Raw genomic sequence first — 25,950 nt, forward strand, 5'->3', positions numbered from 1 at the left:
TGGCACCTCTCGTGCATGCGCAAAACCACCTCCCGTAACGATGCTCCGCCGGGCGGCCCGCTACCCCAGCCCCCGTGGGTGATGCTGCGGGGGTGGACCAGACGCGGAATCTTTGCTCGAGACCCTGCCCTGGGGCGTGGTGGTTCTGGACGCGCACGGGACGGTGCTGCGCCTCAATCAGCTGGCCGCCCATTGGTGGGGCGTTCCGCAACCGGACCTGCTGGGCAAGCCCGTGGGGCAACTGCCGGGTGGTACGCTACCAGGTGACCTCCAACAGGCCTTGCAACAGGTAACGAGCAGCCCGCAGCCCCTGAGCGAGTTTTTTTTGCCTCACCACCAGCAATGGATTACCATGGCCACGGCCCAGCAAGCCGACGCTTGGGTGGTATACTGGCAGGACATCACCGCGCAGAAGGAGGGGGAACAGCAGCACCAGGTCCAACAAACTGCCAGCGATACCTTGCTCCGGCGCACCGAAGCCGTGGCCCACACCGGCAGCTACGAGCTGGAACTAGCCACGGGCTACCTGCATTTTTCCGATGGCCTGTTCCGCTTGTTTGGCGAAAAGCCCGGCGCCTTTACGCCCAGCTCATCGTTCATTGATTCACGTTCCCACCCCGACGACATCCAGCTGATAGAGCAGGTACTGACCCAAGCCATTGCGGGCCGCCAGCCCTACTCCTACCGGCGCCGCATCTACCACCCCGACGGCCACCTGCGCCTACTCGAAGCCCACGGCCGGGTGGAGTGCGACGCCGCGGGCCAGCCCGTGAAGCTCCTCGGCCTGATCCAGGATATCACCGAGCGCCAGCAGGCCGCCGAGGAACTACTGCAAGTGAAAGACGAGTTAACCCAGCGCGCCACCGATAGCTACGCCGCGCTCTACAACTCGATGGACGAAGGCTTCTGCGTGCTGGAAGTTCTCTTCGACGAAGCGCAACGTCCCGTCGACTACCGCTTCCTGGACGTCAACCCGGCGTTTGAAAAGCATACCGGCCTGCGCGTGGCCCTAGGGCAAACCATGAACGAGTTGGTGCCCGCCAGCGCGCCCTTCGCCGCTGACCTGTACGGCCGGGTGGCCCGCACCGGGGAGCCCACGCGCTTTGAAGGCTACGCCGAATCAGTGCACCGCTGGTTTGACGTGAATGCCTTTGCCGTGGGGTTCCCGCCCGACCAGCACGTGGCCGTGCTTTTTAGCGACATCACGGCCCGCAAGCAAACCGAGCAAGCCCTGCGCGAATCCGACGACCGCCTGCGGCAGGCCATCGGGCTGGCCCACCTGGGCATTTGTACCTGGGACTACCGGCAGGACGTGATGTGGGGCAACGACGAGCGGTTTCTGATGCTGGGCCTCGACCCCGCGCAGGGCGTGCTACCCGTGGCGCAGGCCATAGCCCTAACGCACCCCGAGGACCGCGACGCGACGTGGTCGGGTATTCGCCAACAGGTGGAGGCGCACGGGGAATTCCAAGCCGACTACCGCATCGTACGCCCCGATGACGGGGCGGTCCGCTGGCTGTCCGAAGTCGGCCGGGTGGTGGAATGGGAGCGGAAAAAGCCGGTGCGCGTCAGCAGTGTACTCCTCGACGTTACGGCCCACCACGAAGCTGCAGAAGCCCTGCGCCAGAGCGAGGAGCAGTTCCGCTTGCTGGTCACGGCTACGTCGGATACCGTGTACCGGGTGAGCGCCGACTGGACGCGCATGGAACTGCTGATTGGCAAGGATTTTCTGGCTGATGCCTTGCGCCCGACCCCCACTTGGTCCGAAGAATACATCCCGGCAACGGACCGGCCCCGGGTGCAGGCGGCCATCGCCGAGGCCATTGGCCGCAAACTTCCCTTTGAACTAGAGCACCGCGTGCGGCGGGTTGACGGCACCGAAGGCTGGACGCACTCGCGGGCCATTCCGGTGCTCGACGCGCAGGGCAGGCTCACGAGCTGGTTGGGCGCTGCCAGCGACGTGAGCGTCCGCAAGCAGGCCGAACAAGTGCTGCTCGAGTTCAATGCCGGGTTGGAGCAGCAAGTCGCGGAGCGCACCCGGGCCCTTGGCGACAGCCAGGACCGGCTGCAATCGGTGTTTAATTCCAGCACCAATGCCGTCATGCTGCTGCAAGCCGTACGCGACGCCGAGGGCCGCATCCTGGATTTCGAGTACGTGCTGGTCAACCCCGTCACGCAAGCGTACCACCGCGGTCAATCCCTGATTGGCCAGCGCCACAACGAATTGCACCCGGGGGCTCTAAGCACGGGGATTTTCGAGCAGTTCAAGGCCGTCGTGGAAACCGGCCGGCGAGCTGACTTCGAGGTGTATTACAACCACGAAGGGTACAACCACTGGTTTCGGCTGGTAGGAGTGAAGCTAAACGACGGATTGCTGTACAGCGCCGAAGACATTACGGCGCGCAAGCTGCTCGAGCAGGCGCAAATAAAGAGTTTGACGCTGCTGCAGGAGTCCGAGGCAGTAGCTGGTATGGGTAGTTGGGACTACGACTTGGGCACTCGAGTCCTTACCTGGTCCGACGGCTTGTACCGCCTCTTGGGCCGTCCGGTAGGCAGCACTGTCAGTCTCCAGCACTTTCTCGATGCCGTGCTCGACGACGACCGGGGCACAGCGGCGCGGCTACTGCGTATTATAGGGGCCGGCACGAGCAACTTTGACGCTCGATTGCGGCTGCGCGTGGGCGACGCAGTAAGGACCGTGGACTTTAAAGCCGTGCTGCTTCCCGCCGCGCCGGGGACGCCGGAACGGGTGCTCGGCGTATGCCTGGACGTGAGCGACGTCGAGCGGCTGGAAGCCGAGAACCTAGCCCTGAAGCTGGACCGGCACAAAGAATTGCTACTAGCCATTCTGCAAGCGCAAGAAAACGAGCGGCAACGCCTGGCGGAAGTGCTGCACAACGGCTTAGGCCAAGTGCTGTACGCCACCAAGCTGCACCTCGATCAGCTGGACACGCCCGCGTTGCAGGCCTTGCCCGCTCTGGCCGGCTTGCACCAGCAAACCGCCCGCCTGCTGGCCGACGCCATGCACCAGACCCGCACGCTGGCCCACGAGCTGGTGCCCACCTCCCTCACCGAGTTTGGCTTGGCGGCCGCCGTGCGCGATGTCTGCCGGGATTTATCGACGCCGCAGTTGCGCGTGGATTGCCAGATTTGGGGCGAGGAACGGGAGCTGCCGGCGCCCATCCAAGTGACCCTCTTCCGCCTGGCCCAGGAGCTGGCCCACAACATCGTGCGGCACGCCGGCGCCACGCAGGCGACGTTGGAGCTGGAAACCTTGCCGAACTGGGTTAGCTTGCGGGCCGAAGACAATGGCCATGGGTTCGATACGCAGACCGCCGCCGAAGGCCTGGGTCTGCGCACCGTGCGCGACGCCGTGGCGCTGCTCGGCGGCACCGTTGCCATCGACTCCTCCCCGAATTCGGCACGCACGTCCGTCTGCGCATTCCCCTGCCCTTATTTTCCTAGTTATGATTCGCGTTTTTATCGTCGACGACCACGTCCTGATCCGCGACGGCCTCCGCACGCTGCTCACCGACAATCCCCTCTTTGAAGTGGTGGGGGAAGCGGCCAACGGGCAAGAATTGCTCGATCAACTGCCGAACGTGGCCGCCGACGTCGTGCTACTGGACTTGAACATGCCGGTACTGGACGGGCTGGCCACCACCCATCGCCTGCGGGAAGAGCACCCGCACCTGCGCATCCTGCTGCTCTCGATGATGACCCACGAGCGGACCATCGGGGAAATCCTGGCGGCCGGGGCGCACGGGTACGTGCTCAAAAACGCGGCGAAGCACGAAGTAGTCGCGGCCTTGCAGAGCGTGGCGGCGGGCCAGCGTTTTTTGTGCTCGGAAATCGGGTTGGGCCTGCTTGATAAACTCCTGCTGCTCGAGCCTAGCCAACCTAAGGCGGCCGCGGGCGCCGGGGCGCTCCTCACGCACCGAGAGCGCGAAATACTCCAACTGGTGGCCGCCGGGCTCACCAACCAACAGATTGCCGACAAGCTCTTTACCAGCCGGCGCACGGTCGAGTCGCACCGGCAGAACCTGCTGGAAAAAACCGGGGTCAGCAATACCCCGGCTCTGGTTAAGTATGCCATCGAGCAAGGCTTGCTCTAGCCAGAAAAGGCTCGACTCCCGGCCGGGTTCTCGGCTTTAAGACTGGCACCCAACCTCTTGCTACGCTAAGCGGGCTCAACGCCCGGCGAGGGCGTCACCGTATGAATACGGAGCTATAATTTGGTAGTTACCCCCGACAATCCCGTAAATGTGCGGGGCTGGCGAGGCGAAAGAAACGGTTCCTTTGTACACCTATTCGTAGGCCTACTTTAATTCTGGAAGCTGCTGAAAAAGCCTATTTGCTTTTAAAGCTAGCTTCCAGCCATTAGCAACTGCCTAGAGCGTCCACTGGTTTGTCGTTTCGGGGTTTCCCTCGTGCTTTTCCTCCGTAATTATGTTAGAGTACTTTCCTGTTTCGCTTGCCGGACCGGGTGGAGCCGCCGCGCTAACGCCCGTGAATCTGGCGGGCTTGGATGCCAAGCAGCTAGCTTCCCTGCTGGTAGAGCCGCCGGCCCAACTACTCGTTGACTGCGGCAGCCTCTTTGCGCCGCACCCGCTGGGCATTGGCCACTTTGTGTCACTGCTCTTGAATATGCGACGGCGGCGGACTGACATCTGGTTGTGCAACGTAGATCCGGTACTGCACGAGTGCCTGCACCAGTTAAAATTAGGCGCCTTATTTCACTTACCTGCGTAAGAGAGTCAAGCAGGTAGAGCTGCTACTCAACAGGACCCGGATTTACGGGGCTTACTTTCCTGCTCCTGCTTGCGCTAGGGTCGTGTGGGCTGAGCACGGCCGGTAAGTGGCAGTTAGCCAGGCCGGCGACCGTAGCTGGCGCAACTGCTATTCTGCCTGCCTTTCACTTTGTTCTAGAAAACGCCATGACTACGTCGCCCCCGTGAAAAGCCGAAAGTTTTATCGGGACATTATCGTCATCGGCGCTTCGGCCGGCGGGGTAGCGGCGTTGCTTGAGCTCGTTAAATCTTTGCCGCCTGACTTTCCGGCCCCGATTTTCGTGGTGCAACACTTACCCCCGATTCTCCCAGTATACTGCCGGAGTTGCTTAGCTCGGTGTCGGCGCTGCCCGCCCGGCACCCGCAGGACGAGGAAATAGTTGAAGCCGGTGTCATCTACGTGGCCCGCCCCGACCACCACTTGCTGCTCGAAGACAACCGGGTGTTGAGCACGCGAGGCCCGAAAGAAAACCGGTTTCGCCCCTCCATTGACGCGCTGTTTCGTTCGGCGGCTTACACCTACGGCCCCCGGGTAATTGGGGTCGTGCTCACCGGCTACCTCGACGACGGCACCTCGGGCCTGTGGTCGGTGCAGCGGATGGGTGGGTATGCCATTGTTCAAGAGCCACTAGATGCCGAGCAGCCCTCGATGCCCGCCAACGCCCTCGAATTCGTCGTGGCCGATTTTGTCGTGCCACTCGCCCAATTAGGGGCGCTGCTAGGGCGGCTGACGCAGGAGCGGGCGCCCGCCAAAACTCGTCTGTCCGCTGCCGAATTGGATTTGCTGAAAATCGAGTTCACTATTGCCAAGCAGGGCGGCGGCTTCGAATTAGGTATCATCGAGAAAGGCAAGCTCACCCCCTTCACCTGCCCCGATTGTCACGGCGCGCTCACCCAACTAGTGGAAGGCAACTTGATTCGCTACCGCTGCCACACGGGACATGCGTATACCGTCAGCGCCTTGCTCAGCGAAGTCACTCAATCGGTGGAAAGTATGCTCTACCAGTCCATGCGCGGGCTGGAAGAAACCAAGATGCTGCTACACAACGTAGGAATGCATTTCGTCGAGAACGGGCAAGACCATGTGGCCCACTTGTTTTTTGCCAAGGCCGACGAAACCGGCCGCCAGGCCCGCGTCGTGCACGAGTCCATCCTGAAGCAGGAGGCCCTGAGTGGCGATTTACAATTCGAGCGAAAGAAGTTGACCTAAGCAGCCCTTGCCCGCCGCGCGATTATCACCCCTATTACGTGTCAACTAGGTGTAGGCAAGGCATCATCAGATTTATCGTTGTCCGATACGTAGAGTGGCTGTTGCAAAACTCTGCGCAGGTAATCTACGGGGTCACATCGGCGCTTATATAGCTCTAAACAAGCTGGCGGAGCGCCCCTGCTAAGCGGCGGGGGCTCCAAGTACCTGTTGTCCGCCGACTAGCAGACTTTTGCAACAGCCACAAAGAGTACGTTAAGCGACAAAACCAAGGCAAGGGCTTAACGCTTTAGCTTGCTCTACAGGCCTAAAATTCTATTTTCAACAGACTAAGCCATGGCCTACCGGCGGAGAATGTGCCGTACTTTCTTTGCATCCATCAACTCCAAGACCGTCAGCCCACTCGGCTGTAGCGAAGTGGAGATAGTATAGCGTCCATTCGCTAAAGCGGGGTATCGGGTCGATAGGCTATTGCGCAAGGTCAAGGTCGCTGCCTGTCGTTGCCACCTAAAGGTTGTACTGTCTCCCCTGCCGCCTTCGCCCTTCACTTGTCCCGTACCGTCCGCTCGGAAGGTGACTTCGGCACAGCTATTACACATGACGCTCGTCGACTCTATAACGACTGTTGTTTTGGAGGTACGGCGCGATTTTTCGTATACGGAACCCGCCATGATCCAAGTACCCACTAGGTAGGGAGCAGTTCCCGTTTTATCCTGTGGCACTTGCCTGTGTAAAACGGGAAAAGGGCCGCTCCAGGCCAACCAGCAGGAAAGCAGAAGGGAGAGCATAATACACAATGAAATCAGTAGGTGGAGCTATACCAATGATAATGAAATTAGTCAGTCATATAAGTCGAGTAGCGGTTGTAGAAGTCTGATAGCCAGAAAAAATCTGGACTAAGGCAGCCACTTTCTGGCGACTGAACCACTAAAAAGCAGCTAGTATTGAGGCCAACCGAAATGGATGTCGACTTTTGCAACCGCCACTCGAGTTACGTAAAGCAACTTTTTTACTGTTTAACTAGCTAGGAAATGCTACTCTCCTACCGGTACCTACTAAGGCACGTTTGCTAGACCCCACTATCCTGCTTAGTGCAGCTCCACAAAAAAGCAGGTGCCCACGCCCTCCTGGCTCTCCACCCACAGCTTGCCGCGGTGCAACAACACAATCTGGCGGGTAATAAACAGGCCCAGCCCCGTGCTGGCCTCGCCCCCACGCCCACTCGGGCCGAGGAACTGAACTTGTCAAAGAGCTGCTCCTGCAGCGCTGCGGGAATGCCAATGCCCGTGTCACGGACCGTGAGCTGCACGCAGCCCGGGCACTCCTGTAGTTGCACCGTCACCTGGCCCCCGGCCGGCGTGAACTTCAAGGCGTTGCTGACCAGGTTGTCCACCACCCGCCCGAAGATGTCGGCGTTCAGATTAGCTTGCAAGGGCTGGGTGAGCACCTCCAGGGTGAGCGTCAGGTTCTTGTCGTGAGCCACCAGCTGGTGCGGGGCCAGCCGCCGTTCCAGCAAAGCGACTAGGTCGGTGGGTTGCTTTTTTAAGTGGGCCGCGTCGAGCGAGCCGAGAAACAGCACGTCCTGCAGCAGCTTGTTAGCCTCGGCGCAGGCCTGGCGGATCAGGGCCAAGTAACGCGCCGTATCCTGCGCTTCGTCCGGCGCCTGTGGGGCCATCGCCGCTTGGCGCTGCAACAGGTCGGTCAGCAGCTGGATGTGGGCAATGGGCGTCTTCACGTCATGCGTGACTAGATGCAGAATGGTTTCCTGCGCGTCGTAGAGGCGCTTCAACGATAACTCCAGGGCCTTGCGCTCGCTGATATCCTCGAGCTGGGTGTAGCCGAGCTCGTGCTCCCCGTCGGGGAAGCGGATGGAGGTGACCTGACACCAGAACGAGGAGCCGTCGGGGCGCACCAAGCAGGTTTCCAGCCGGAAGTGCGGCAGCTTATGCGCCCACAGCCGCTGCTGCAGATACCGCCAGTCGTCGGCGAAGTCAGGGTGGGCAAACTCCAGGATGCGGTGACCCACCACGTCTTCCAGGCGGCCACAGCCCAGCATCTTTACCACGGCCTGGTTGGCCTGGCGGATCAGCAGGTCCGAGGTGATGATTTTCTGCCCGAACGGTGAATTCTCAAACACGGTCCGAAACCGCGCCTGCCGCTGCTCTTCGTCATCGGCGGCGGCCTGCACCACCTGCGCCACGAGTTGGCCGGCCCGCAGCTGCCGATTTTCTTCTTGCAGGGCCGCCAGTTGCGCTTCCAAGGACAGCGGCTCGGGTTGAGGGGAGAGCATAGCAGCATCAGGTAGAGGATCAGGTAAGCCAGGGCCGCCCCTCGCCAGGAAGGAAGATACGGCTGTTATTCGAAACTACGCTATTTCGGCAGGATCTGGGGTCTCCCTGGCCGAAGCCCGTATCTACCTCGCCACCGGTAGTTGTACTAGGCGGATTATAGGACATTGAATGAGCGGGGCAGTGACGGTAAGAAAGGCTGCTAGGCTAGCCCAGGTCAGGATCAGCGAGACCGAAGGCCTGCAGGAGAATGGCTAGATGCGGATCAAGCGGGGCCACCGGCCCAGCGGTCTTCGTCTCGACGATGTCCAGTACGTGCTCGAGTTCGCGGGCATTGACCTCGCCTAAGGTCATACTCCACTCGGCAAACCAGCGCTTGGGTCCGGGCCCCTCGCTGAGCGTGACGACTTGCGTATGCCGCTCATCCTGCTGAATGCGGGTGAAGAGCGTGCGCACGGCCGTTTCCGTGCCTTCGAGCACCTGCACAAACCGCTCGTCACTGTACAAGAGCAAACCCGTTAGGCCGTGAGCGGCATTGTAGCGGCGCGACCAGTCCAGCAGCGCGTCCAGATCGGCTTGCACGAGGCCGGGCCGGGCCCGGCTGTGGTAGAAGACGTGGTAAACGCTGGCCTCCAGTAGCTCGAGCACTTGGTCAATAGTGAGTTCCCCGGCTTGGTAGCGAGCCAGCAACTGGCGTTCGTAACGTTTGGGCGCCAAGGGCGTGTTTACGGTCAGGGCAATGGCGGCGGCCACAGCGCGGCGGCGAAGGGCCTCATCCGAGGCGGAAGGATTGGTCATGTACCCGTATATACGAGCGCGAAGAGCGGGATATAAACGGGTTTTACGCGCGATAAGTACCGGTTTACGGTCGAGGTAGACCGCGGTGGTGGGGCCTCCTTCCAGTACCCCCCCCTTCTAATCAGGCGCTATCGGGAGGATTCCTGGAGGCTGCTCGCTTCGTTGCTGGGCTAAAATCGCCCGAAGTTGCGCTTGGACACAGGTATACGCTACGTAGAGCTCCCACAACGCGTAGGCGCGCAGGCGTTGCGCAATGCCCCGCGCCTGCCAGTTCGCTCAGGCCTGCTCTACCACCCGCCGCGTGGGCAACCGCGCCTCTTCCCCTGCCTCAGGTGCTGCTAGAGGTAGCTCCGCCAATTCCGGAGCGGAAAAGCACCTATTTTCGCCTCTTAGAGCAAGGCCTGGTGCATAATTCACTCCCATCCTGATCATGATGCAGGAGCCGTTGGCCCGCTTTCGCCACACGCTCGACCGCCTGGCCGACTTTGGTAGCACTCGGCAGCAAACGGATCTAGCCCGCGAGTCGGTGAACCTGGCCCGCGTACTCAAGGAAGTCCGGGAAGAACTCGCCGCTACGGGTGGGCAACTGGTCGTGGAGGTAGCCGGCCCGACCCCGCAACACCCGTGGGCGTGTGTAAGATGCTAAATGAGTCTAATGGTTAGGGCTCGAGGATTGAGGCGTAAGTAGGCCTTGACTTGCGCTACCCGATAACAATTAGTAGTCGTACGGTCAGCATTTACCCCTTTCCGCATGAAGCGCCTAATTCGTGTTGCTGTCAGTATTTATTGAGCACTGTAATGGCCTGCAGTGCACAGGCTAAACGGAGGATAAGTCGGCTTATACCACAGATTAAAAAATAGCTGGTGCGTGATAGGTTCTATCTACAATAGTTTATTTAACATTCACGGAAACCGAATATTATACTATACCGAGGTTATTAGATATTAAAGAACCATTGGCAAGGTGATACATTAAGAAAGGTTAATCATTTTAGGTAGTCATTTAAATTACTGTTAGAAGGGATCAAACGGATGGCAAAATGTGCATGCCCCTTCGACTTTTGTCCATTATCTACCCTGTCTCAGTCCGCCAATTTTGCATTCAAGTTAGCGCAGGAACTTCCCTGTTGCTATCCCTCACCTAAATCAATGCAAAATGAAAAGACAACAGAACCGCACCTTGGGGGCATTTGAAAAAACGTTTTGGCTGCTAGATCAAATTGATTCCAAGGATTTTTGTCTGGCCGCAGACATCTCGGGAACCCAGCCCGTGGAAAAATGGAGGAAGGCCATCGACATAGTACAACAACGCCATCCGAATCTCTCGGTCCGAGTTGCGCTAGATGAGTTGGGGCGACCTACCTTACAGCACGTGGAGAACCTGCCCATTCCGCTCCGCGTGGTGCACGTAGAGCAAAATTACCGGTGGGAACAAGAGGTTGAGAAGGAGCTTTCCGTAAGGTTTAACACGGCCGAAGGCCCGCTTTTACGGGTTGTTTTGTTGCAAAAAACAGACAGCACCGTCCTGATCCTGGCCGCCAACCACACGGTGGCCGATGGGACCTCCTTGAGCTATTTAACGCGGGACATACTGCTGGCCGTTACCGGAAATGAGCTTGCACTACTGGAGCCGCAAGTGTCCAACGACCAAACCCTCGATCTGCCGGAAGATCTGCCCGCGCAGACGGTCGAGCAAGTGCTTGAACTGAAAATGAAGACGGAGGTAGTTCAGCCCTTGGTTTCATCGCACCGCTTTTCTGCAAGCACAACCCGCAACCTTCTCGAACGCGCCAGACAAGAAAATACCAGCGTCCACGGTGCCATTTGCGCGGCCGTATTACTGGCTACGAGGAAAATGCGTCCGGAGTGGGACCAGACCAGGATGGAGTTGGTTTCGCCTGTTTGCACACGAGGCGCCCTCCACCTAGATGATAACGTTGGCCTGAATATCACCACCCAATCCGTGTTTTTTGAACACCAGCCGTACCTATCTTTTTGGGATTTGGCCAGACTGGCGAAGGCTGGGCTGGGGGGAACCAGTTCCGTTGAATATACGACGGGCTACTTATCGTTTTTCCGCAACCTTGTCTTCGGCCACAATGATATGCAGTTAATGCTGGACGCCCTTAAACAGGCATTCAACCATCATATCATGGTGACCAACCTGGTCCGGTTAAAATATAAAACTGATTTCGGTCCCTTAAAACTGGAAGCGTTGTATGGCCCAATGGTCCGCTCGGGGAAAGGAATGGAACAGACGATTGGTGCCTTGACAACCAACGGCTCACTTTGCCTGACCAACACGAGCGATACGCCCATTCCCGGCTTACTTTTGGAAATGGAGCAGATCCTCGACAATGCTTGTCAGGATAAGGTGGTGGCTAAGACCGAATGTTCTTTTCACTAATCGTCCGTAAACGCGGATCATGCTGGTCGCCCCACTGCCTGATGGCGCCGATAACGGGAACAAGTGATTTCCCTCTATCGGTGAGATACTATTCTACTCCTGGAGGGCACCGCCATCAGTTGGTTAAAGAGTACAGATGAATAGTTTAGTATCAAACTTCGCCGGAAAGCTTTGTTCGAAGCATTCCGGCGAAGCCTTTTATAACTCAAATTGAAACCCTGTATGATCAGAAAATGGCGGTTTAAATTGGCCATGTCGGCTGTGGCAACGCTGTTCTTTTCAGCTTCTTCAGTTGCTCAAAAGCTGAATTCTTCCCTTCAAAAGGATCCCTCGCAACGGATACAAGTTGCACCCGAAAGTGTTTTCAAAAGCTTCCGCGAGGCGGGCATGAAACCGGTCAACCATCAATTAACACCCGCTGAAAAAGGAAAAGTTGATAAAGCATTTGCCCATTTGACGCCATTGCATCAACGCATCCTGAAGCAACATCTGCAAAGCATCAGCTTCATGGATAATATGCCGAACACGGCATTAACTTCTCCGGTGGAGACCGGCGGCGCAGCGAAAATGTTCAATATTACTTTCCGCGCCAGCTTGCTGGACGAGAACATTTCTCAATGGGCGACCTGGAAAGAGAATACTTGTTTCCGGCAGGAGGCTGACTCCGGCTATAGCGTGCGCGTGGAAGGTGGCAATATGGAGGCAATCATTTATGTGCTACTGCATGAGGCGACCCACGTGGTGGATGCGGTCCGTAACATTACCCCACATCCTGCCCAAGCAAGTGCCGTGGTGCCGCCGACACCGTTCACTAAAGATATCTGGCGCATGATGAATACGCCGGCCGAGGCATACGTCGATTCTTTACTGGAACAAACCCGTTTTCGTAGTGGAAAGCCAATGCCAATCAGGCTGGCGCCGGAAGTTTATGCAAGGCTGGCGAAGACTCCATTTCCTTCTTTGTATGCCATGGCGGCCTGGTCTGAGGATATTGCCGAGCTAGCGACTATTTATCACCTCACCGCCAAAATGAAGCAGCCATTTTATATCGTCGTCACCAAAAATAAGGTGGAGCTGGCTCGGTTTGAACCGATGAAACAGATGCTGGTACAGCAGCGATTACCTCAGCTTACGACTTTTTACGAGCCGTAAAATCACCTTTCGGGAAAAATGTACATGGCACATAGTCTTTTATCCATTCTTCTGGAGGGGTAAACCCCCACCTTTGTAATGTTGAAACACAACGACAACTTGCTAACGGTTAGCAGGTTAAACCAAAAAGCCAACGTTACTACCCCGATGAAAACAATTGCCTTGACCATCGCCTTCCTGTTCACTTTTATCCAGAGCCAATTCCTTTTTGCACAAACCCGCAAGCCGGCCTCCTTGGGAAGAGAAGAATACATTGAGGTAGAGAAAAATGTAAAACTTCACGTAATCGACCTTGGCCAAGGCCAGCCCGTCGTGCTTATTCACGGCTGGCCGCTCAACAATGAGATGTACGAATACCAATACCAGTATCTGGTTGAAAAAGGATTCCGGGTCATTGGCATTTCCCTCCGCGGTTTCGGGAAATCAGATAGACCCTACGGCAAATACGATTTCGATACGTTCTCCGACGACATCAAGGTGGTGTTGGAAAAACTTAAAATCGAGCAGGCCACGCTTGGTGGATTTTCAATGGGAAGCGCGGTAACCCTACACTACGTGACCAAATATAAAGGGGCGCATATCAAGAATTTAGCCCTGTTCGGCGCAACCGGCCCCTCCTGGAAACAGCGCGAAAACTACCCCTACGGCATCACTGACCAGGGCGCCGCTGACCTGATCAAGCAGACGAAAACGAACCGGGAGCAGCTGGTGGCCGGTTTTGGAAAGGCCTTTGAAGGCCAGGAAGGCGGCCTGTCGCCAGAATCTATCAAATGGCTGGAAAGCATCAACTTGAATGCCTCCCCTTACGCTACGACGCAGGCTATCACGGCATTGCGGGACCTGGACTTGCGCCCTGAGTTATCAAAAATCAAAATGCCTGTCGCAATATTCCACGGAGTAAACGACAAATTATGTGCCTTTACTCAGGCCGAACAACTCAACAAAGCCATCAAAGGGTCTTACATCGTCAAATTTGAAAAAGGCGGGCACGGGTTCTTCCTGGAAGAAATGGACAAATTCAACGCTGAGCTGGAAAAATTCGCCAGGAGTTAACTAAACGATTACACCGGTGAAGCGAACCATCGCTTCACCGGTTTTAAGCTGTTTTGAAACGTAAAACCCTGCTGTTCGCCAGCGTATAGAGCCATGAGTACCACCGTTTTCAACAACAATTTAAAGACGTTGGGCTTGCTGCATGTAAGTCAGGAGCAAACCCACGCCATCAACGGACCAGCTTATAAGGAATACATCAAGATCCTGTATCTACCTGCTGGCTATAAGCTTAAAGTGGATTTTACTTGTTACGACACGCAGCAACCAACCTTGTTTTTTATCAGTCCGAATCAATATTTGGAACTGGAAGCAGCTGGTGAGGAACGCGGGTACTTCATCTTTTACAACCGCGATTTTTACTGCATTCAGATCCATGACCTGGAAGTTGCGTGTGATGGGTTACTGTTCAACAACATCCGCAACATGCCCAAAGTAGAGCTTTCGGACGGTGAAGACGCTTTTTTGAGCGGGGTATTCAACGAAATGCTTCAGGAATTCAACCTCAATGACAGCTCCTTGGAAGAGATGGTCCGCACCTATCTCAAACAATTACTTATCCGCGCGACGCGCTCGTGGAAAAGACAACATTTGACCACTGAAATAACTGATCAACAAGACGATCTGGAATTTTTCCGCAAGTTTACCCGGCTCGTCGAAGAGCATTACAAGTTGAAGCACACCGTCGCCGATTACGCTGATTTACTGTGTTTGGCGCCGAAAACCATCACGCACAAGTTCAACCGCCTACGGTTGCCGCAGCCAAATGAGGTGATCAAGAACCGAATCATATTAGAAGCCAAGCGGTTACTGGCGCATACTTCCCTAACCGCAAAAGAAATTGCCTACCATCTTGGGTACGATGACCCGGCCTATTTCAGCCGACTATTTATGACCAAAACCGGCGAATCGCCGTCCAGTTTCAGGGCAAACTTTTCCGAGACACAGCCTCTTTGAGACGAATTACCGGAATAGGCTAAAAGCCGTCCACTTACCTACGAACGGATGTAGGTGGACACGATTTATTATCAAATAGTACCCTTTAAGGTGTTGCATGGTCAATTAGGCAAACCATACTAAGCGACTTGTAAGCCTAGACCCGCCACCAACTGCTGAAACGCTCAATCACCACATCTACCAGTTCGCCCCGGCCGAGCAATTCTGTTTGCAGCAGCAGGCCTTGCTGCCGCTGCAAACAGAGTTCGAAGTAACCGAATTAGTTCTCGATGTTGTTCAGCCCTTGTTCCGTCAGCCGGGCCAAGCCTTCCTTCATGGCCTGCACTTGTTCTGCCGCGTGGCCTTGCCAGCTGCCTAGTTCTCCCACTACCTTTAAGGGCTGGGTGGAGCGGTAGGACAGGCTGGGATTGCCAGGAAATTTTTTGTCGGTCAGGTTCGGGTCGTCTTCTATCGCGCCGGTCGGCTCGACCAAGTAGATTCTCTCCCGGCCGCTCCCGGCCGCGAGTTCCGCTCCCCAGACCGCAGCGTCTAACGTGGCAGACAGGTAAACGTGATTCAACCGGAGGTCTTGCTTAAAATTGGAAGTAAAGCCTACTTGAATTAAATCACCAATCCGAAGGTCCGCTTTGGTTCCGTGAAAAAAGGTCTGCGCGAACGGGCGGTGCGCCGGCGCATTTCCGGGAGGGGCGCTATTGGCTTGTTCCATGGGTATAAAAGGGGATAATTGGTGGTTCAAAAGCAGGGGAAATCTGTGCAGAAACAGGGACCTTGTGTGGTTGCCACTAGCAGTAGGTGAGGCAACCGAGTGGTGTGCCCACTTCCTTTCGTCGGCGGCCTACCGCTTTTGGTCTTGCTAACCTTCCCTCGGTAAAGGCCGATACGCCTCAGGCCACCACATCAAGGCTATCCAAATGAATACGGCCAAAGGTCGGTGAAACCAAGAAGTTGGCGGTTAGAGCTTCTTCTTCGCGTTCCGTAGAATCAAATCGGCCAAGGGGGTGGTCAGGGCCGGGGCAATGCTGTGGCCCATGCCCTCGATGAGCACGAACTGCGCGTTGGGGATGTTACTCGCTACGTCGCGCCCGGCAGCGGGGGTAACCAGGGGGTCGTCGCTGCCGTGAATCACCAGGGTGGGCACCCGAATGGCTTGCAGTTGGCGCTCCCGCCCCGCGTAAAAACCCGCCAGCGCGGCGGCTCCCTGCCTACTCAAGCCGTCCGGGTAATAGGCCCGCCGAACGGCCCTCTTGACGTCGGTTTGCACCCGCAGGGAATCCAGTGGAAAGCCGGCGCCGCTGAGCGCTAGCAACGACTTTACTTCCCGCCGGATGTAGGCCGCCGTGTCGGCGGGCAGCCCCGGGGCCGGAATGCCAGCCAGCACTTCCGGTTTGGCAATGAGTGGAAACCCGGTGTTGCCGCCCCCGCCATGAGACTGGTCAGCGTCAACACCCGCTGGGGGTGATTGTAGGCCAGCCGCTGGGCAATCATGCCGCCCATCGAGGCGCCGACGACGTGAGCCCGGTCGATGCCCAACGCCGTCAACAGGCCCGCCGCGTCGTTGGCCATGTCGTCCAGGGTATAAGGCAGCGGAGGGGGCTGGTGGGCTTGCAGGGCTTGTCCGATAGCCGCCCAATCGGGCAGGCCTGCCGGCGTACACTGGGTCGAAAGGCCCACGTCGCGGTTGTCGAAGCGAATGACCTGGTAGCCGCGGCGAGCCAGGTAGTCGCACAACGCCGGGGGCCACGTCGTCAATTGGCTATTCGTCCCCGCAATCAGCAAGATGGCTTCGTTTTTAGGGGAGCCGAATCGTTCGTAAGCCAGCGTGAGACCGTTGGCGTTGACCAGCCCCGCGTGAATCTTAGTCCCGGGTGGGGGCTGCTTGAGGGTGTTGCAAGCCCAAAGGCTCACGGTCAAGCCGAAGATAAGCCAGGTTTTCATGTTTGTAAATGAACAACAGGATTAGTGACTGAACTCTGCCAGCAGGGCTTTCAGATTCCGTAGCGGCAACTCGAAGTGGCGACGATTCTCCCGCCGAATCGCCCACCCGCAGGACAGCAGGGATAGCAGGTAGGTGAAGCCGGCCCCGGGCAGGTGCAGCAGCACGCCCCCGGCACGTACAGTCGAAAGGTGAGCCACACGCCCAAGGCGGTACTCAACGGAACGAGCAAGTACTCATATCTGCGTTTAAACCGGTAGAAGGCCCGCAGGCTATTATACTGCTGCTGGGTTCGCGCCTGCAGGGAGAAATCCGTTTCCGGTGCCGCTGGGCTTGCTCGGGCCACTTGCTTAAACTGCCGCAGCAACACGACGGTAAAGGGTAAGTAGAGCAGTACCCCTGCCAGGCAAAGTCCCTGCACCGCTAGCATGCCCCAAAAGCGAACAAACACGTGGCTCAACAACGCATAAACGATAATCTGGAGCGTGAAGGAAGCCCAGAAATACTGCATGGCCCGGTTGACGTGGTGGGTGCTCTGGGCTTGAGCAATGGCCCGCAAGTTCGCGCGGTCAACCCGCTGATTGGGGGACGATGGTGTGGTCGCTCCGGCCCAAGCATTCTTCAATTCATCTAGTGTCGACATCGGTCATCTTGATTTGAAATGGACAGGCAAGCGCGACTCCAACTCTTTTTTGAGGCGGACCAGCCGGACGCTCACGTTGGCTTTGGACAGGCCGGTGATGGTGGCAATCTCCTCGTAGCTCAGGTCGTCTAAGTACAGCAGCACGATGGCCTTGTTGAGGGGAGAGAGCGTCGCAATGGCGTTGAACAGCCACTCGATGGCCTCCGACCCGTCATCAGGGGCGGGTCGGGAATTTGCTCGTGCCAAGCAACCAGGGGTTCGTGTTGCCGCTTGCGCACGGTTCGTCGGTCCGCTAGGGCGGTGTGCAGGCACACGCTGTACATCCAGGTCGAAAACTTAGCTTGCCCCGTGAAGGACGGGTACGACCGCCACAACTGATACACCATTTCCTGCAGCAAATCGGCCCGTTCGTCGGCGTCGGGCTGGTAGGCCCGGCTGATTTTGTGGGCAATGCCTAGGTGCTGGTTGAGTTGTTCCAGAAAGTGTTTTTCGGTGGCCATGGTACTGGTTTGCGAGTGCCTTTTTTCGGTTAGTAGCGCACCGGGTCAAAAAACTACACTGGCCCGCCGCATTAACTCAAAAAATTGCGATAAGGGGCCGCATGAGAATAGGAACAGAAACTGTCGATAGGAGCATTAGCGCCAGCGGGTGCCACGGAATCCGACTATATTTTGAGCCTTTATCGCCCGCTAAAGTATTACTGACGCTGCCCTTCACATCGTCGTTTCGAATCAACTTGCGCCACCAACCTTGTTTGGCCTGACCGAAGCGGTAGTTCAGCGAGACGCGGCAGGCGCGCTGGAAATTGATGATTTCTTGGCCTTCCCGGAAGGCAGTCGGATCGGGGCCACGAAGTAAGATGGCGGCGCTTGTTTTCGGCTTGGGCAGCAAGTGACTGTTTACTACTTGCCGATTGATCTCACCTGCTTTGCCATCCGCGGCTATGCGGTAACCAGCGTTTTCTGCTTCTTTCTATTTGCCGTCGTGGCCGTCGGATTTCTATGGCTCAGCATAAGCCTTTAGACTGGCAGCACGGCAAGCCAAGGAAGCCGACAATACCTGGCTGGCTAGCAGTGACCTGGCTGTGTCTGCGGCTCCAGCGACCCGAAATCCAGCAGTTATACCTGGCTCGGGCGAGTGTCGGGCTGGCCCTAGTGCTGCTGGTACGGCGACTAGGGCAGCGGCGATGGGTGAGGGCGGGCGCGCTGGCCTTGCTATTAGCGACCGATGGGCTAGCCCTGTGTGGGAGTGTGCCGCTAATGGCCTCCCTAGGCATGGCGCCCGGCCCAAACTAGGAGAGTGATTGTTGTATACTCTAATGTAAGCGCAGGCCTAACGAAAGTACTACGAGCTCGATGCCGAGAACTTGGCCAAAGTGAAGAAGGTGCTGAACAAAGGACTGTCCGCGGCCGCTCTGGTTTACGCCAGGGCCTTTTCGCGGGCGAGTTGTTGGTACTTCTCCACGGCTGCGTCTTTGCCAGCCAGAAGTTCTTCCAGCAAGCCAGGGGCGACGATGGTGGGGCAATGCTTGGCGCCCCACAAAATGAGTTCTATAATAACCGGGACGGTGTCCACACCTTTTTCCGTCAGGCGGTAGGTGAACTTCGATTTCTTATCGGCGGCCACGGCCTTGGTTAAGAGGCCTTGCGACTCTAGAACCGCCAGGCGGTCGGCCAGAACGTTGGTTGCGATTTTTTCCGCTGAATGCAGGAATTGCCCATAAGTAGATTTTCCCGCGAACACCATATCCCGGAGAATGAGCAAGGTCCATTTATCCCTAGCACATCGAGTGATGAGCTGATGGGGCAAGTAGAACGCTGTTTTAGCTCTTTCATAAAAATTTTTGTTTTTCACTTGCATTTTGCAAGTAATATGCTCCATCTTTGCACTTGCAAATCGCAAGCAAATATACGCGGGTTTTGCCCCAATACCACCTGAAACCTTTCCAACTCTTAATAGGCGGTGTCCCCTCTTGTTTAACAACCTCTTAAGCACTTCACTGCTAGCCCAACTCCTTCTTCAAGGCCGTGGCCGCCCGCTTTTTTTCTCCTCTCAACGTCACTCTCTTGCCGACCACGCAGTAGTGGTCTTTAATTTCTGTTTAGCATGATTTTAGTAACTGGAGCCACCGGTGGCTTAGGCCACGAAACCATCGACTGCTTAATCACGACCACCCCGGCCGCGCAAATCGCCGCCTTGGTGCGTGACGTGAGCAAAGCCACGGACCTCGTGCAACGAGGCGTAGATGTCCGGCAAGCCGACTACCTGGACTACCCCGCCTTGGTGCAAGCCTTTCGGGGCGTCGAAAAGGTGTTGCTGGTTTCCACCGTGGCATTTACAGACCGGGTCCGCCAGCACCGCAACGTCATCGACGCCGCCAAGGAAGCCGGGGTGAAGCACCTGTTTTACACCAGCATCCAGCGCAGCACCGATTTTGTGCTGCCGGAGGTTACGGAAAGCGACCTGGCTACGGAAGCCTACCTCAAAGCGTCCGGGCTCGTCTACACCATTCTTAAAAACGGCTACTACTTTGAAGGTCTGGCGTACCTGATTGGCAGCGAGGTGCCGGAGGCGGAGATACGTTTCCCGGCGGGCGAAGGCAGGATAGCGTTCGTCAAGCGGACCGAGCTGGCCGCCGCCACGGCAGCCCTGCTGACCAGCGAAGGGCATGACAACCAGGAGTATACCCTGACCGGGAGCGAAGCCTATTCATTTCACGACGTCGCCCGGGAACTCTCCGACTTAGCGGGCCGGCCCATCACGTACCACAGCAGCGAGCTGGCGCCCTACATCGCGCAGAAAGTCGCCGCCGGCTTCCCCGAAGCCGTTGCCAACTTCTTCGCCCAATGGGGGGCCGCCACCCAACACGGCATGCTGGCCGGGACGCATGATACCGTCGAGCGTTTGCTGGGCAATAAGCCCACTTCGCTGCGGGAATACCTGAAAAAGGCATATTTCCCGGGTAACTGACCGCTCGTAGCGGCGGCTTACATCCCAGACATCAATTCAACCAGGCCAGGCAAGTGACTTCCCACAGGAAGTCACTTGTTTGCTTCCAGCCGAGCCCTACCCGACTGTTTCCCGCTTTCTGGCAAGAGCATCCGCTCCTCCCTTAGAACCCCTACCATGCCTTACAGCCATCGGATGTATCGGGCTGGGCCACCTTGGCTAAGCGCTGGCAGCGAAGAGTGTGCAAGCGGGCAACCGCGTTCTCCTTAGCAATCTTAGCGGGCCTGGCTTGCTGACGGGCTACGTGGCCGAGCTGGGCCTATTGGTTTCGGCGGGCGCCGTCGCCAAGGCGGCCCAAGTCGAGGTGGTGTTCCGAGCCGTGCCCAGGGCCGATATCGGCCAGGCCTGCTCAACTGGGGTGTTGGTAAGCAGAGAATTCTGCAACAGCCATGAGTTGACTTAAAGCCGGTGTATGATTAGCTCAGGCAAATATGGCTCAACACCGTCAGATGGCTGTACCTTGCACGGGCTAAGCACAGTTGTCGGACATGCAAACAGAGTTGTCTTACGGGTTTCGGGTCCCCGACGATATCCCAGCTTTTAAAAAGCCAACCGGACGGGTGCGTAAGGGCCAGATTCTGAAATGGCTCTGCCCCATCGCCGACTTGACCGGCACCAAGGAAAGCAAGATTCAACACCTAACCGAAGCCAGTTTATACGGAAAGCTCGACCGTAAGGGTTGGGTTGGCTAACCATCGCACATGTACAAGGCACTCGTAAAACCTGCATTGTTTAATCTCGACGCCGAGCGCGCCCATCACCTGGTTTTCGATAACCTGCGGCGAGTTGCCCGCGTGCCGGGGGTCAAGGCTATGCTCCGGGGCCTGTACGACTTTCAGCACCCGAGTTTGGCCCGGGAGGTATTCGGGCTCAAGTTCCCTAACCCCGTGGGTTTGGCGGCGGGGTTTGATAAGAACGCGGCCCTTACTGATGAGCTAGCGACGCTGGGCTTTGGGTTTGTGGAGATTGGCACGGTAACGCCCCGGCCGCAGGCCGGCAACCCGCAGCCGCGCTTGTTCCGACTGCCGCAGGACGAGGCCCTGGTGAACCGCATGGGCTTCAACAACGACGGCGCGGCGGTTGTAGCAGCGCGGCTGGCGCGGCGCCAGAACCGGCAGCTTCTTATCGGCGGCAACATTGGCAAGAACAAGGACACACCCAACGAGCGGGCCGCCGAGGACTACGTGGCTTGTTTCGAGGCACTGGCGGAGGTAGTCGATTACTTTGTGGTGAACGTGAGCTCGCCCAACACGCCCAACCTACGCCAGCTGCAGGAGAAAAAACCTTTGATCGACTTGTTGCAACAGGTCCAGGAACGCAACCTAAGCCGCGCCCAGCCGCGCCCCTGCTGCTGAAAATAGCCCCGGACCTGACCGATTCGCAACTAGACGACATTCTCGACATCGCCCGCGAAACCAAGCTCAGCGGGCTGGTTTCCACCAACACCACCATCAGCCGGGAGGGCTTGGCCACGGATGCCGGGCAGGTAGCCGCGTTGGGGGCGGGTGGCCTGAGTGGCCGGCCGCTACGGGCGCGGGCCACCGAGGTAATTCGTTACCTGCACCAACGCAGCCAGGGCGAGTTGCCTATTATCGGCGCCGGCGGCATTCACTCGGCCAAGGATGCACAAGAAAAACTAGCCGCGGGCGCGTCGCTGGTGCAGCTGTACACGGGCTTTATCTACGAAGGTCCGGCGCTGGTGAGCCAAATCAACAAGGCGTTAACACGGGGGTAGTAAGGCCTTAAAAGCAGTTGATTTCCTGGCCAAATCCGGTCTTTGCTGCCGCGGAAAAGGGAGCGTAAGCATGGGCAACCCGGCAGGGTTTTGTAAGGCCGCACGTACCGGGGAAATCGACTTCCCCAAACTTCCAGCCGGAGGCCCTCATGGACAGTGGTCGGGTGAGGTAGCGGGCATGTTGCCAATTCCACAGAAATAGCAAGTACTACATCGTCTGCTTACTGCCGGAGAGTGGCCGCCCGCTAGCCGCGGCTGTGGAATAAAGAGCTAAAGTTAAGAGGGATGATGCTTGCAAAGCAATTAGGTACGCAAGCCATAATTTTTTTTCAAGGCAAAAAAAACAACAAACAGTGCGTGGTTTAGCTTGTTAGGGTGAAAATAAACTTCACGAAAAGCGGGGTGAAAAAAATTAATCTAACCGATGAATTGCCAGGCTTAACAATGCCGTAATTTTGCAGCATGCTTCAACCAAAAAACTTGTTGATGAAGCGCGAGGCCCTGCTCGACAGGGAACCGCGAGTGGACCAGAAGGTCTTCGCCGCCATCGGTTTTCCCGATTTTACCGCTGGTATTTCCGTTGTTTTTTCTGGGTGTTGCCCCGCCACCGTTTCGGATTCCGAAACGGTTTTTTTATGTCCGTTGCGTTCATTGACGGTGGTTCCGCAGTTGATTGCTGCCTCCCCGGACGCCAACACCCGCTCCGCCAAAGGTGGCGGCTGCCCCAGCGCCCCGGCCCACCCCGGCCGCCGGTTTCCCCGTCAGCGGGAGGGGCAGATAAGACTTCACTTGTTTGTTTTAGCTAGTTGACCTCACTTTTTCCCACCTTCGGTATGGCACGTAAAGACCTGCTCGACATCGCATCCCTTCACCGTGAGGAAATCGAGTTCCTGCTCGACCAATCCACGTCCTTTAAAAAACTGTTCACCCGCTCGGTGAAGAAAATCCCTGCTCTCGAGGGCAAGTCCGTGCTCATGCTCTTCTACGAGGCGAGCACCCGGACGCACTCCTCGTTCGAGGTCGCCGCCAAACGCCTCTCGGCGGAGGTGACGAATTTTGATGTCGACCACTCTTCCATCACCAAGGGCGAATCGGTGCGCGAGACCATCGAGACGCTCCAAGCCATGCGCACTGACTACATTGTCGTTCGCCACGGTCACTCCGGTTTGCCCGGCATGATTGCCCGCCAAACCACGGCCTCGGTTATCAATGCCGGCGACGGGGCGCACGAGCACCCCACCCAGGCCCTGCTGGATGCCTTCACCATCAAGGAAAAATTCCCCGACCCGAGGGGCAAAAAAGTCCTCATCATCGGGGATATTCTCCACTCCCGCGTCGCGCGCTCCACCAGCACCCTGCTGCAAAAGCTGGGCGTCGAGGTCGCTTACCTCGGCCCAGGCTCGCTGGTGCCCAAGTACGGGCCGGCCACCATCCCGCGCTTCACCGACTATCAAGCGGCCATGGCTTGGACGCCCGATATCGTGTATTTGCTCCGCGTGCAGATGGAGCGCCAGGACGTGCAGTTTTTCCCCAACGTCCGGGAATACCACCGGGTCTATGGCATCACCAACTCCCGGCTAGCGGAAATCCGCGACCGGGGCCTCTACATTATGCACCCCGGCCCCGTGAACCGGGGAGTTGAACTCTGTGACGCCGTCATGGACTACGAGCGCAGCCTGATCACCAACCAGGTCGAAAACGGCATTTCCATTCGCATGGCCGTGCTCGACTGGCTCACGCCGGGGGGGAATTTCCGCGGCAGGAATCGTATGCCGCGCGGCAGCGAGCCAACTCAACGGTGATTACGCCCTAAACGCCGGAAGCGGCAATTGGTGCCGCCCGAGTATTTTTTCCATCAACAGTCCGAATATTCTAATACCCCTTGCCGGTTTACAGCACTCATTTCTCCATGCTCTTCCTTCAAAACGCCCGTATCGCCTCTGAAAATTCACCTGTGCTGCTCGAGAGCGATGTTCTGATTGTCGAAGGAATAATTCAAGACATCGGCAGCAACCTAGCTATTCCCAAGGGCGCCCGCGTCATCGATGCGCGCGGCCGCGTTCTTATGCCGGCCATGTTTGATGCCCACGTCCATTTCCGCGCCCCCGGATTTGAGAACAAGGAAACTATCACGACGGGGAGCGAAGCAGCCATCAATGGCGGTATTACCGGCGTGGTGATGATGCCGAACACCCGCCCGGCCCTCGACTCGGCAACCTCGGTGGCCACCGTGCTCGACAATGCCAAACGCAAGGCCCGCATTCCGGTGTATACCTCCGGCTGCGTCACCAAGGACCGCCAGGGCAAGGAACTGGCAGAAATCGAAGGCATGCGCACGCTCGGGGTGAAAATGCTCACCGACGACGGGGATACCACCAGTGACCCGGCGGTGCTGCTGCGGGCCATGCAGTACGCCACCGAGTTTGGGATGTTTTTCGCCAGCCACTGCGAGGTGCCGGAGTTGGCCGGGCCGCGCGCCCTGAACGAAGGAGTAATGAGTTATCGGCTCGGCATCAAGGGCTCGCCGACTTGCGCCGAGGAAATCATCATCGACCGCGACATTCGCCTGGCCCGGGCGGCAGGCGCGCACGTGCATATCCAACACGTTTCCAGCAAGCTCGGCATGGAAACCATCCGCTGGTGGAAATCCCGCGGCGATGTGAAGGTAACGGCGGAAGTGGCCCCGCACCATTTGATGTTCACCGACGAGCACATCGGCGACTACGACACCAACTATAAGATGAACCCGCCGCTGCGGACGCAGGCCGATTGTGATGCGCTGCTCGAAGGGCTCATCGAAGGCGTCTTCGACCTTATTGCCACCGACCATGCGCCGCACACGCCGTTTGAAAAGGCCCAGGATTTTGTTACTGCGCCCAACGGCATCACCGGCCTGGATACGGCCCTGGTGTCGCTCTATCACCACTTCGTCGAGCCTGGCAAATTCGGGTGGGACTTGGTGGTGAAGCGCTATTCGGCGGAGCCCCGCCGCCTGATGGGTTTGCCGGTACCCACCATCGAAGTCGGCCAACAAGCTGAGTGCGTGTTGTTTGATACCGAAGCGGAAACGACCTTCACCCGGGAATTCATGAAATCCAAATCCCAGAACACGCCCTTCATCGACCAGACGCTGAAAGGCCGGGTGGACCTGGTGATTCTAGGCCCGGAAATCTTGTTGGAGCGCTAACCGCGAGTTGAGCGAGGACCTGTAATCTTCAGAATTTGCCTCGCATTTCAACTACCGCTTGTGTTGCAGTAGTAGCTTTGTGGCCGTGGTAAAGGGCTTCCACCCTAATGCCGGTTTCACCAGCGGGGCAATGCGCCGTCCAGCCGCGAACAGTCCAAACGTGGTTTCGGGCCCGTGACCAAGCCCGAAACCACGTTTTTTCGATTACCCAGGGATGTCCAGCCCCCTTTACTAGACTTACCATGAGTACCCTTCCCTCATCCGACACTCCCGGCCTCAGCACCGCCCCGGGCACGCCCCTGATCGGCGTGGTCATGGGCTCCAGCAGCGACTGGGACACCATGCAGCATGCCGTGCAGATTCTCTCGGACTTTGGCGTAACCCACGAAGCGCGGGTGGTGTCGGCCCACCGCATGCCCGACGACTTGTTTGCCTACGCCGAACAAGCCGGCCCTCGCGGCTTGCAGGCCATCATTGCCGGCGCGGGGGGGGCCGCCCACCTGCCGGGCATGCTGGCCGCCAAAACTACGCTGCCCGTGCTGGGGGTGCCAGTAGCCAGTCGTCATTTGCAGGGGTGGACTCGCTGCATAGCATCGTGCAAATGCCCAAGGGGATACCCGTGGCCACGTTTGCGATTGGCACTGCCGGCGCGGCCAATGCCGCGCTGTTCGCCGTCAGCCTGCTAGCCCTGCACAACCCGGACTTAGCGACCAAGTTACTGGCGTTTCGCGCCGCACAAACTGAAGCCGCTCGCGCTATGACCTTGCCCGTATGAGCGCCGATAGTCACGTTGC

Annotated in this window: 25 protein-coding genes and 3 pseudogenes; 18 read left to right on the forward strand and 10 right to left on the reverse strand. The window is 57.6% G+C overall.

Features of this window, described 5'->3' with window-relative positions:
• The first annotated feature begins 112 nt into the window (after positions 1-112).
• From MUN86_RS27105 to MUN86_RS27120, 4 genes and pseudogenes are all read left to right on the forward strand, one after another.
• Complete coding sequence (locus tag MUN86_RS27105) at positions 113-3,550, forward strand: PAS domain-containing sensor histidine kinase (RefSeq protein ID WP_245127110.1); 3,438 nt, start codon at positions 113-115, stop codon at positions 3,548-3,550.
• Positions 3,468-4,115: a response regulator gene (locus tag MUN86_RS27110; RefSeq protein ID WP_245127111.1), complete on the forward strand. Its 648-nt coding sequence runs from the start codon at positions 3,468-3,470 to the stop codon at positions 4,113-4,115. Before MUN86_RS27105 ends, MUN86_RS27110 begins: the two co-directional genes overlap by 83 nt.
• Positions 4,116-4,449: 334 nt before the next feature.
• A complete protein-coding gene (locus MUN86_RS27115; RefSeq protein WP_245127112.1) occupies positions 4,450-4,752 on the forward strand; it encodes a hypothetical protein in 303 nt (100 codons plus the stop codon).
• Between the two features lie 202 nt (positions 4,753-4,954).
• Positions 4,955-6,000, forward strand: a pseudogene (locus tag MUN86_RS27120) (chemotaxis protein CheB).
• Positions 6,001-7,066: 1,066 nt separating this feature from the next.
• On the opposite strand, the gene MUN86_RS27125 reads toward MUN86_RS27120, so the two are convergent.
• Together MUN86_RS27125 and MUN86_RS27130 are read right to left on the reverse strand one after the other, a co-directional pair.
• Positions 7,067-8,287 (reverse strand): PAS domain-containing sensor histidine kinase, encoded by a 1,221-nt coding sequence (locus tag MUN86_RS27125; RefSeq protein ID WP_245127113.1) that lies wholly within the window; start codon positions 8,285-8,287, stop codon positions 7,067-7,069.
• 205 nt (positions 8,288-8,492) lie between these two features.
• On the reverse strand, positions 8,493-9,083 hold the full coding sequence (locus tag MUN86_RS27130; protein ID WP_245127114.1) for a BLUF domain-containing protein: 591 nt from the start codon (positions 9,081-9,083) through the stop codon (positions 8,493-8,495).
• A gap of 430 nt (positions 9,084-9,513) precedes the next feature.
• Between MUN86_RS27130 and MUN86_RS27135 the strand changes: the two genes are divergently transcribed.
• The 5 genes from MUN86_RS27135 (at position 9,514) to MUN86_RS27160 (ending at position 14,649) form a co-directional block, all read left to right on the forward strand.
• Positions 9,514-9,729: a hypothetical protein gene (locus MUN86_RS27135; RefSeq protein ID WP_245127115.1), complete on the forward strand. Its 216-nt coding sequence runs from the start codon at positions 9,514-9,516 to the stop codon at positions 9,727-9,729.
• A gap of 510 nt (positions 9,730-10,239) precedes the next feature.
• A complete protein-coding gene (locus MUN86_RS27140) occupies positions 10,240-11,490 on the forward strand; it encodes a phthiocerol/phthiodiolone dimycocerosyl transferase family protein (protein ID WP_245127116.1) in 1,251 nt (416 codons plus the stop codon).
• Between the two features lie 222 nt (positions 11,491-11,712).
• The gene (locus MUN86_RS27150) at positions 11,713-12,642 is read left to right on the forward strand and encodes a hypothetical protein (protein ID WP_245127117.1); all 930 of its coding nucleotides are present in this window, start codon (positions 11,713-11,715) and stop codon (positions 12,640-12,642) included.
• Positions 12,643-12,789: 147 nt separating this feature from the next.
• Positions 12,790-13,695, forward strand: a complete 906-nt coding sequence (locus tag MUN86_RS27155; protein ID WP_245127118.1) for an alpha/beta fold hydrolase — start codon at positions 12,790-12,792, stop codon at positions 13,693-13,695.
• Positions 13,696-13,788: 93 nt separating this feature from the next.
• Positions 13,789-14,649, forward strand: a complete 861-nt coding sequence (locus MUN86_RS27160; RefSeq protein WP_245127119.1) for a helix-turn-helix domain-containing protein — start codon at positions 13,789-13,791, stop codon at positions 14,647-14,649.
• Positions 14,650-14,908: 259 nt separating this feature from the next.
• Here the strand turns inward: MUN86_RS27160 and arr are convergent, their stop codons facing one another.
• The 7 genes from arr to MUN86_RS27190 all read right to left on the reverse strand — a co-directional run bounded on the left by arr (position 14,909) and on the right by MUN86_RS27190 (position 18,116).
• Positions 14,909-15,355, reverse strand: a complete 447-nt coding sequence (gene arr, locus MUN86_RS27165; protein ID WP_245127120.1) for an NAD(+)--rifampin ADP-ribosyltransferase — start codon at positions 15,353-15,355, stop codon at positions 14,909-14,911.
• Positions 15,356-15,601: 246 nt separating this feature from the next.
• The gene (locus tag MUN86_RS31435; RefSeq protein ID WP_280640679.1) at positions 15,602-16,027 is read right to left on the reverse strand and encodes an alpha/beta fold hydrolase; all 426 of its coding nucleotides are present in this window, start codon (positions 16,025-16,027) and stop codon (positions 15,602-15,604) included.
• A complete protein-coding gene (locus MUN86_RS31440; protein WP_280640680.1) occupies positions 15,961-16,584 on the reverse strand; it encodes an alpha/beta fold hydrolase in 624 nt (207 codons plus the stop codon). Before MUN86_RS31440 ends, MUN86_RS31435 begins: the two co-directional genes overlap by 67 nt.
• 50 nt (positions 16,585-16,634) lie before the next feature.
• On the reverse strand, positions 16,635-17,225 hold the full coding sequence (locus tag MUN86_RS27175) for a hypothetical protein (RefSeq protein ID WP_245127121.1): 591 nt from the start codon (positions 17,223-17,225) through the stop codon (positions 16,635-16,637).
• A gap of 3 nt (positions 17,226-17,228) precedes the next feature.
• Positions 17,229-17,369 (reverse strand): sigma factor-like helix-turn-helix DNA-binding protein, encoded by a 141-nt coding sequence (locus MUN86_RS27180; RefSeq protein ID WP_245127122.1) that lies wholly within the window; start codon positions 17,367-17,369, stop codon positions 17,229-17,231.
• On the reverse strand, positions 17,354-17,725 hold the full coding sequence (locus MUN86_RS27185; protein ID WP_245127123.1) for a sigma-70 family RNA polymerase sigma factor: 372 nt from the start codon (positions 17,723-17,725) through the stop codon (positions 17,354-17,356). Before MUN86_RS27185 ends, MUN86_RS27180 begins: the two co-directional genes overlap by 16 nt.
• Positions 17,726-17,801: 76 nt before the next feature.
• On the reverse strand, positions 17,802-18,116 hold the full coding sequence (locus tag MUN86_RS27190; protein ID WP_245127124.1) for a hypothetical protein: 315 nt from the start codon (positions 18,114-18,116) through the stop codon (positions 17,802-17,804).
• A 110-nt stretch (positions 18,117-18,226) separates the two neighbouring features.
• On the opposite strand from MUN86_RS27190, the gene MUN86_RS27195 reads away from it, so the two are divergent.
• The gene (locus tag MUN86_RS27195; RefSeq protein ID WP_245127125.1) at positions 18,227-18,520 is read left to right on the forward strand and encodes a hypothetical protein; all 294 of its coding nucleotides are present in this window, start codon (positions 18,227-18,229) and stop codon (positions 18,518-18,520) included.
• A 124-nt stretch (positions 18,521-18,644) separates the two neighbouring features.
• Here MUN86_RS27195 and MUN86_RS27200 read toward each other — a convergent pair whose 3' ends face one another.
• On the reverse strand, positions 18,645-18,971 hold the full coding sequence (locus tag MUN86_RS27200) for a winged helix-turn-helix transcriptional regulator (RefSeq protein ID WP_245127126.1): 327 nt from the start codon (positions 18,969-18,971) through the stop codon (positions 18,645-18,647).
• Positions 18,972-19,331: 360 nt separating this feature from the next.
• Between MUN86_RS27200 and MUN86_RS27205 the strand changes: the two genes are divergently transcribed.
• The 8 genes and pseudogenes from MUN86_RS27205 (at position 19,332) to purE (ending at position 25,931) form a co-directional block, all read left to right on the forward strand.
• Positions 19,332-20,195: an SDR family oxidoreductase gene (locus MUN86_RS27205; RefSeq protein WP_245127127.1), complete on the forward strand. Its 864-nt coding sequence runs from the start codon at positions 19,332-19,334 to the stop codon at positions 20,193-20,195.
• Positions 20,196-20,415: 220 nt separating this feature from the next.
• Complete coding sequence (locus MUN86_RS27210) at positions 20,416-20,637, forward strand: hypothetical protein (RefSeq protein ID WP_245127128.1); 222 nt, start codon at positions 20,416-20,418, stop codon at positions 20,635-20,637.
• An 85-nt stretch (positions 20,638-20,722) separates the two neighbouring features.
• Positions 20,723-20,926 carry a hypothetical protein gene (locus MUN86_RS27215; protein ID WP_245127129.1) on the forward strand — a complete coding sequence of 68 codons (204 nt, stop codon included), beginning with the start codon at positions 20,723-20,725 and terminating at the stop codon, positions 20,924-20,926.
• Between the two features lie 9 nt (positions 20,927-20,935).
• Positions 20,936-21,969 (forward strand): annotated as a pseudogene (locus tag MUN86_RS27220) (quinone-dependent dihydroorotate dehydrogenase).
• A 462-nt stretch (positions 21,970-22,431) separates the two neighbouring features.
• On the forward strand, positions 22,432-22,779 hold the full coding sequence (locus MUN86_RS27225) for a hypothetical protein (RefSeq protein ID WP_245127130.1): 348 nt from the start codon (positions 22,432-22,434) through the stop codon (positions 22,777-22,779).
• 23 nt (positions 22,780-22,802) lie between these two features.
• Positions 22,803-23,771, forward strand: a complete 969-nt coding sequence (locus MUN86_RS27230) for an aspartate carbamoyltransferase catalytic subunit (protein ID WP_245127131.1) — start codon at positions 22,803-22,805, stop codon at positions 23,769-23,771.
• 107 nt (positions 23,772-23,878) lie between these two features.
• Positions 23,879-25,156 carry a dihydroorotase gene (locus MUN86_RS27235; protein ID WP_245127132.1) on the forward strand — a complete coding sequence of 426 codons (1,278 nt, stop codon included), beginning with the start codon at positions 23,879-23,881 and terminating at the stop codon, positions 25,154-25,156.
• Positions 25,157-25,470: 314 nt separating this feature from the next.
• Positions 25,471-25,931 (forward strand): annotated as a pseudogene (purE, locus tag MUN86_RS27240) (5-(carboxyamino)imidazole ribonucleotide mutase).
• Positions 25,932-25,950: the final 19 nt, after the last annotated feature.

This window comes from Hymenobacter volaticus, from assembly GCF_022921055.1.
Classification (GTDB): Bacteria; Bacteroidota; Bacteroidia; order Cytophagales; family Hymenobacteraceae; genus Hymenobacter; species Hymenobacter volaticus.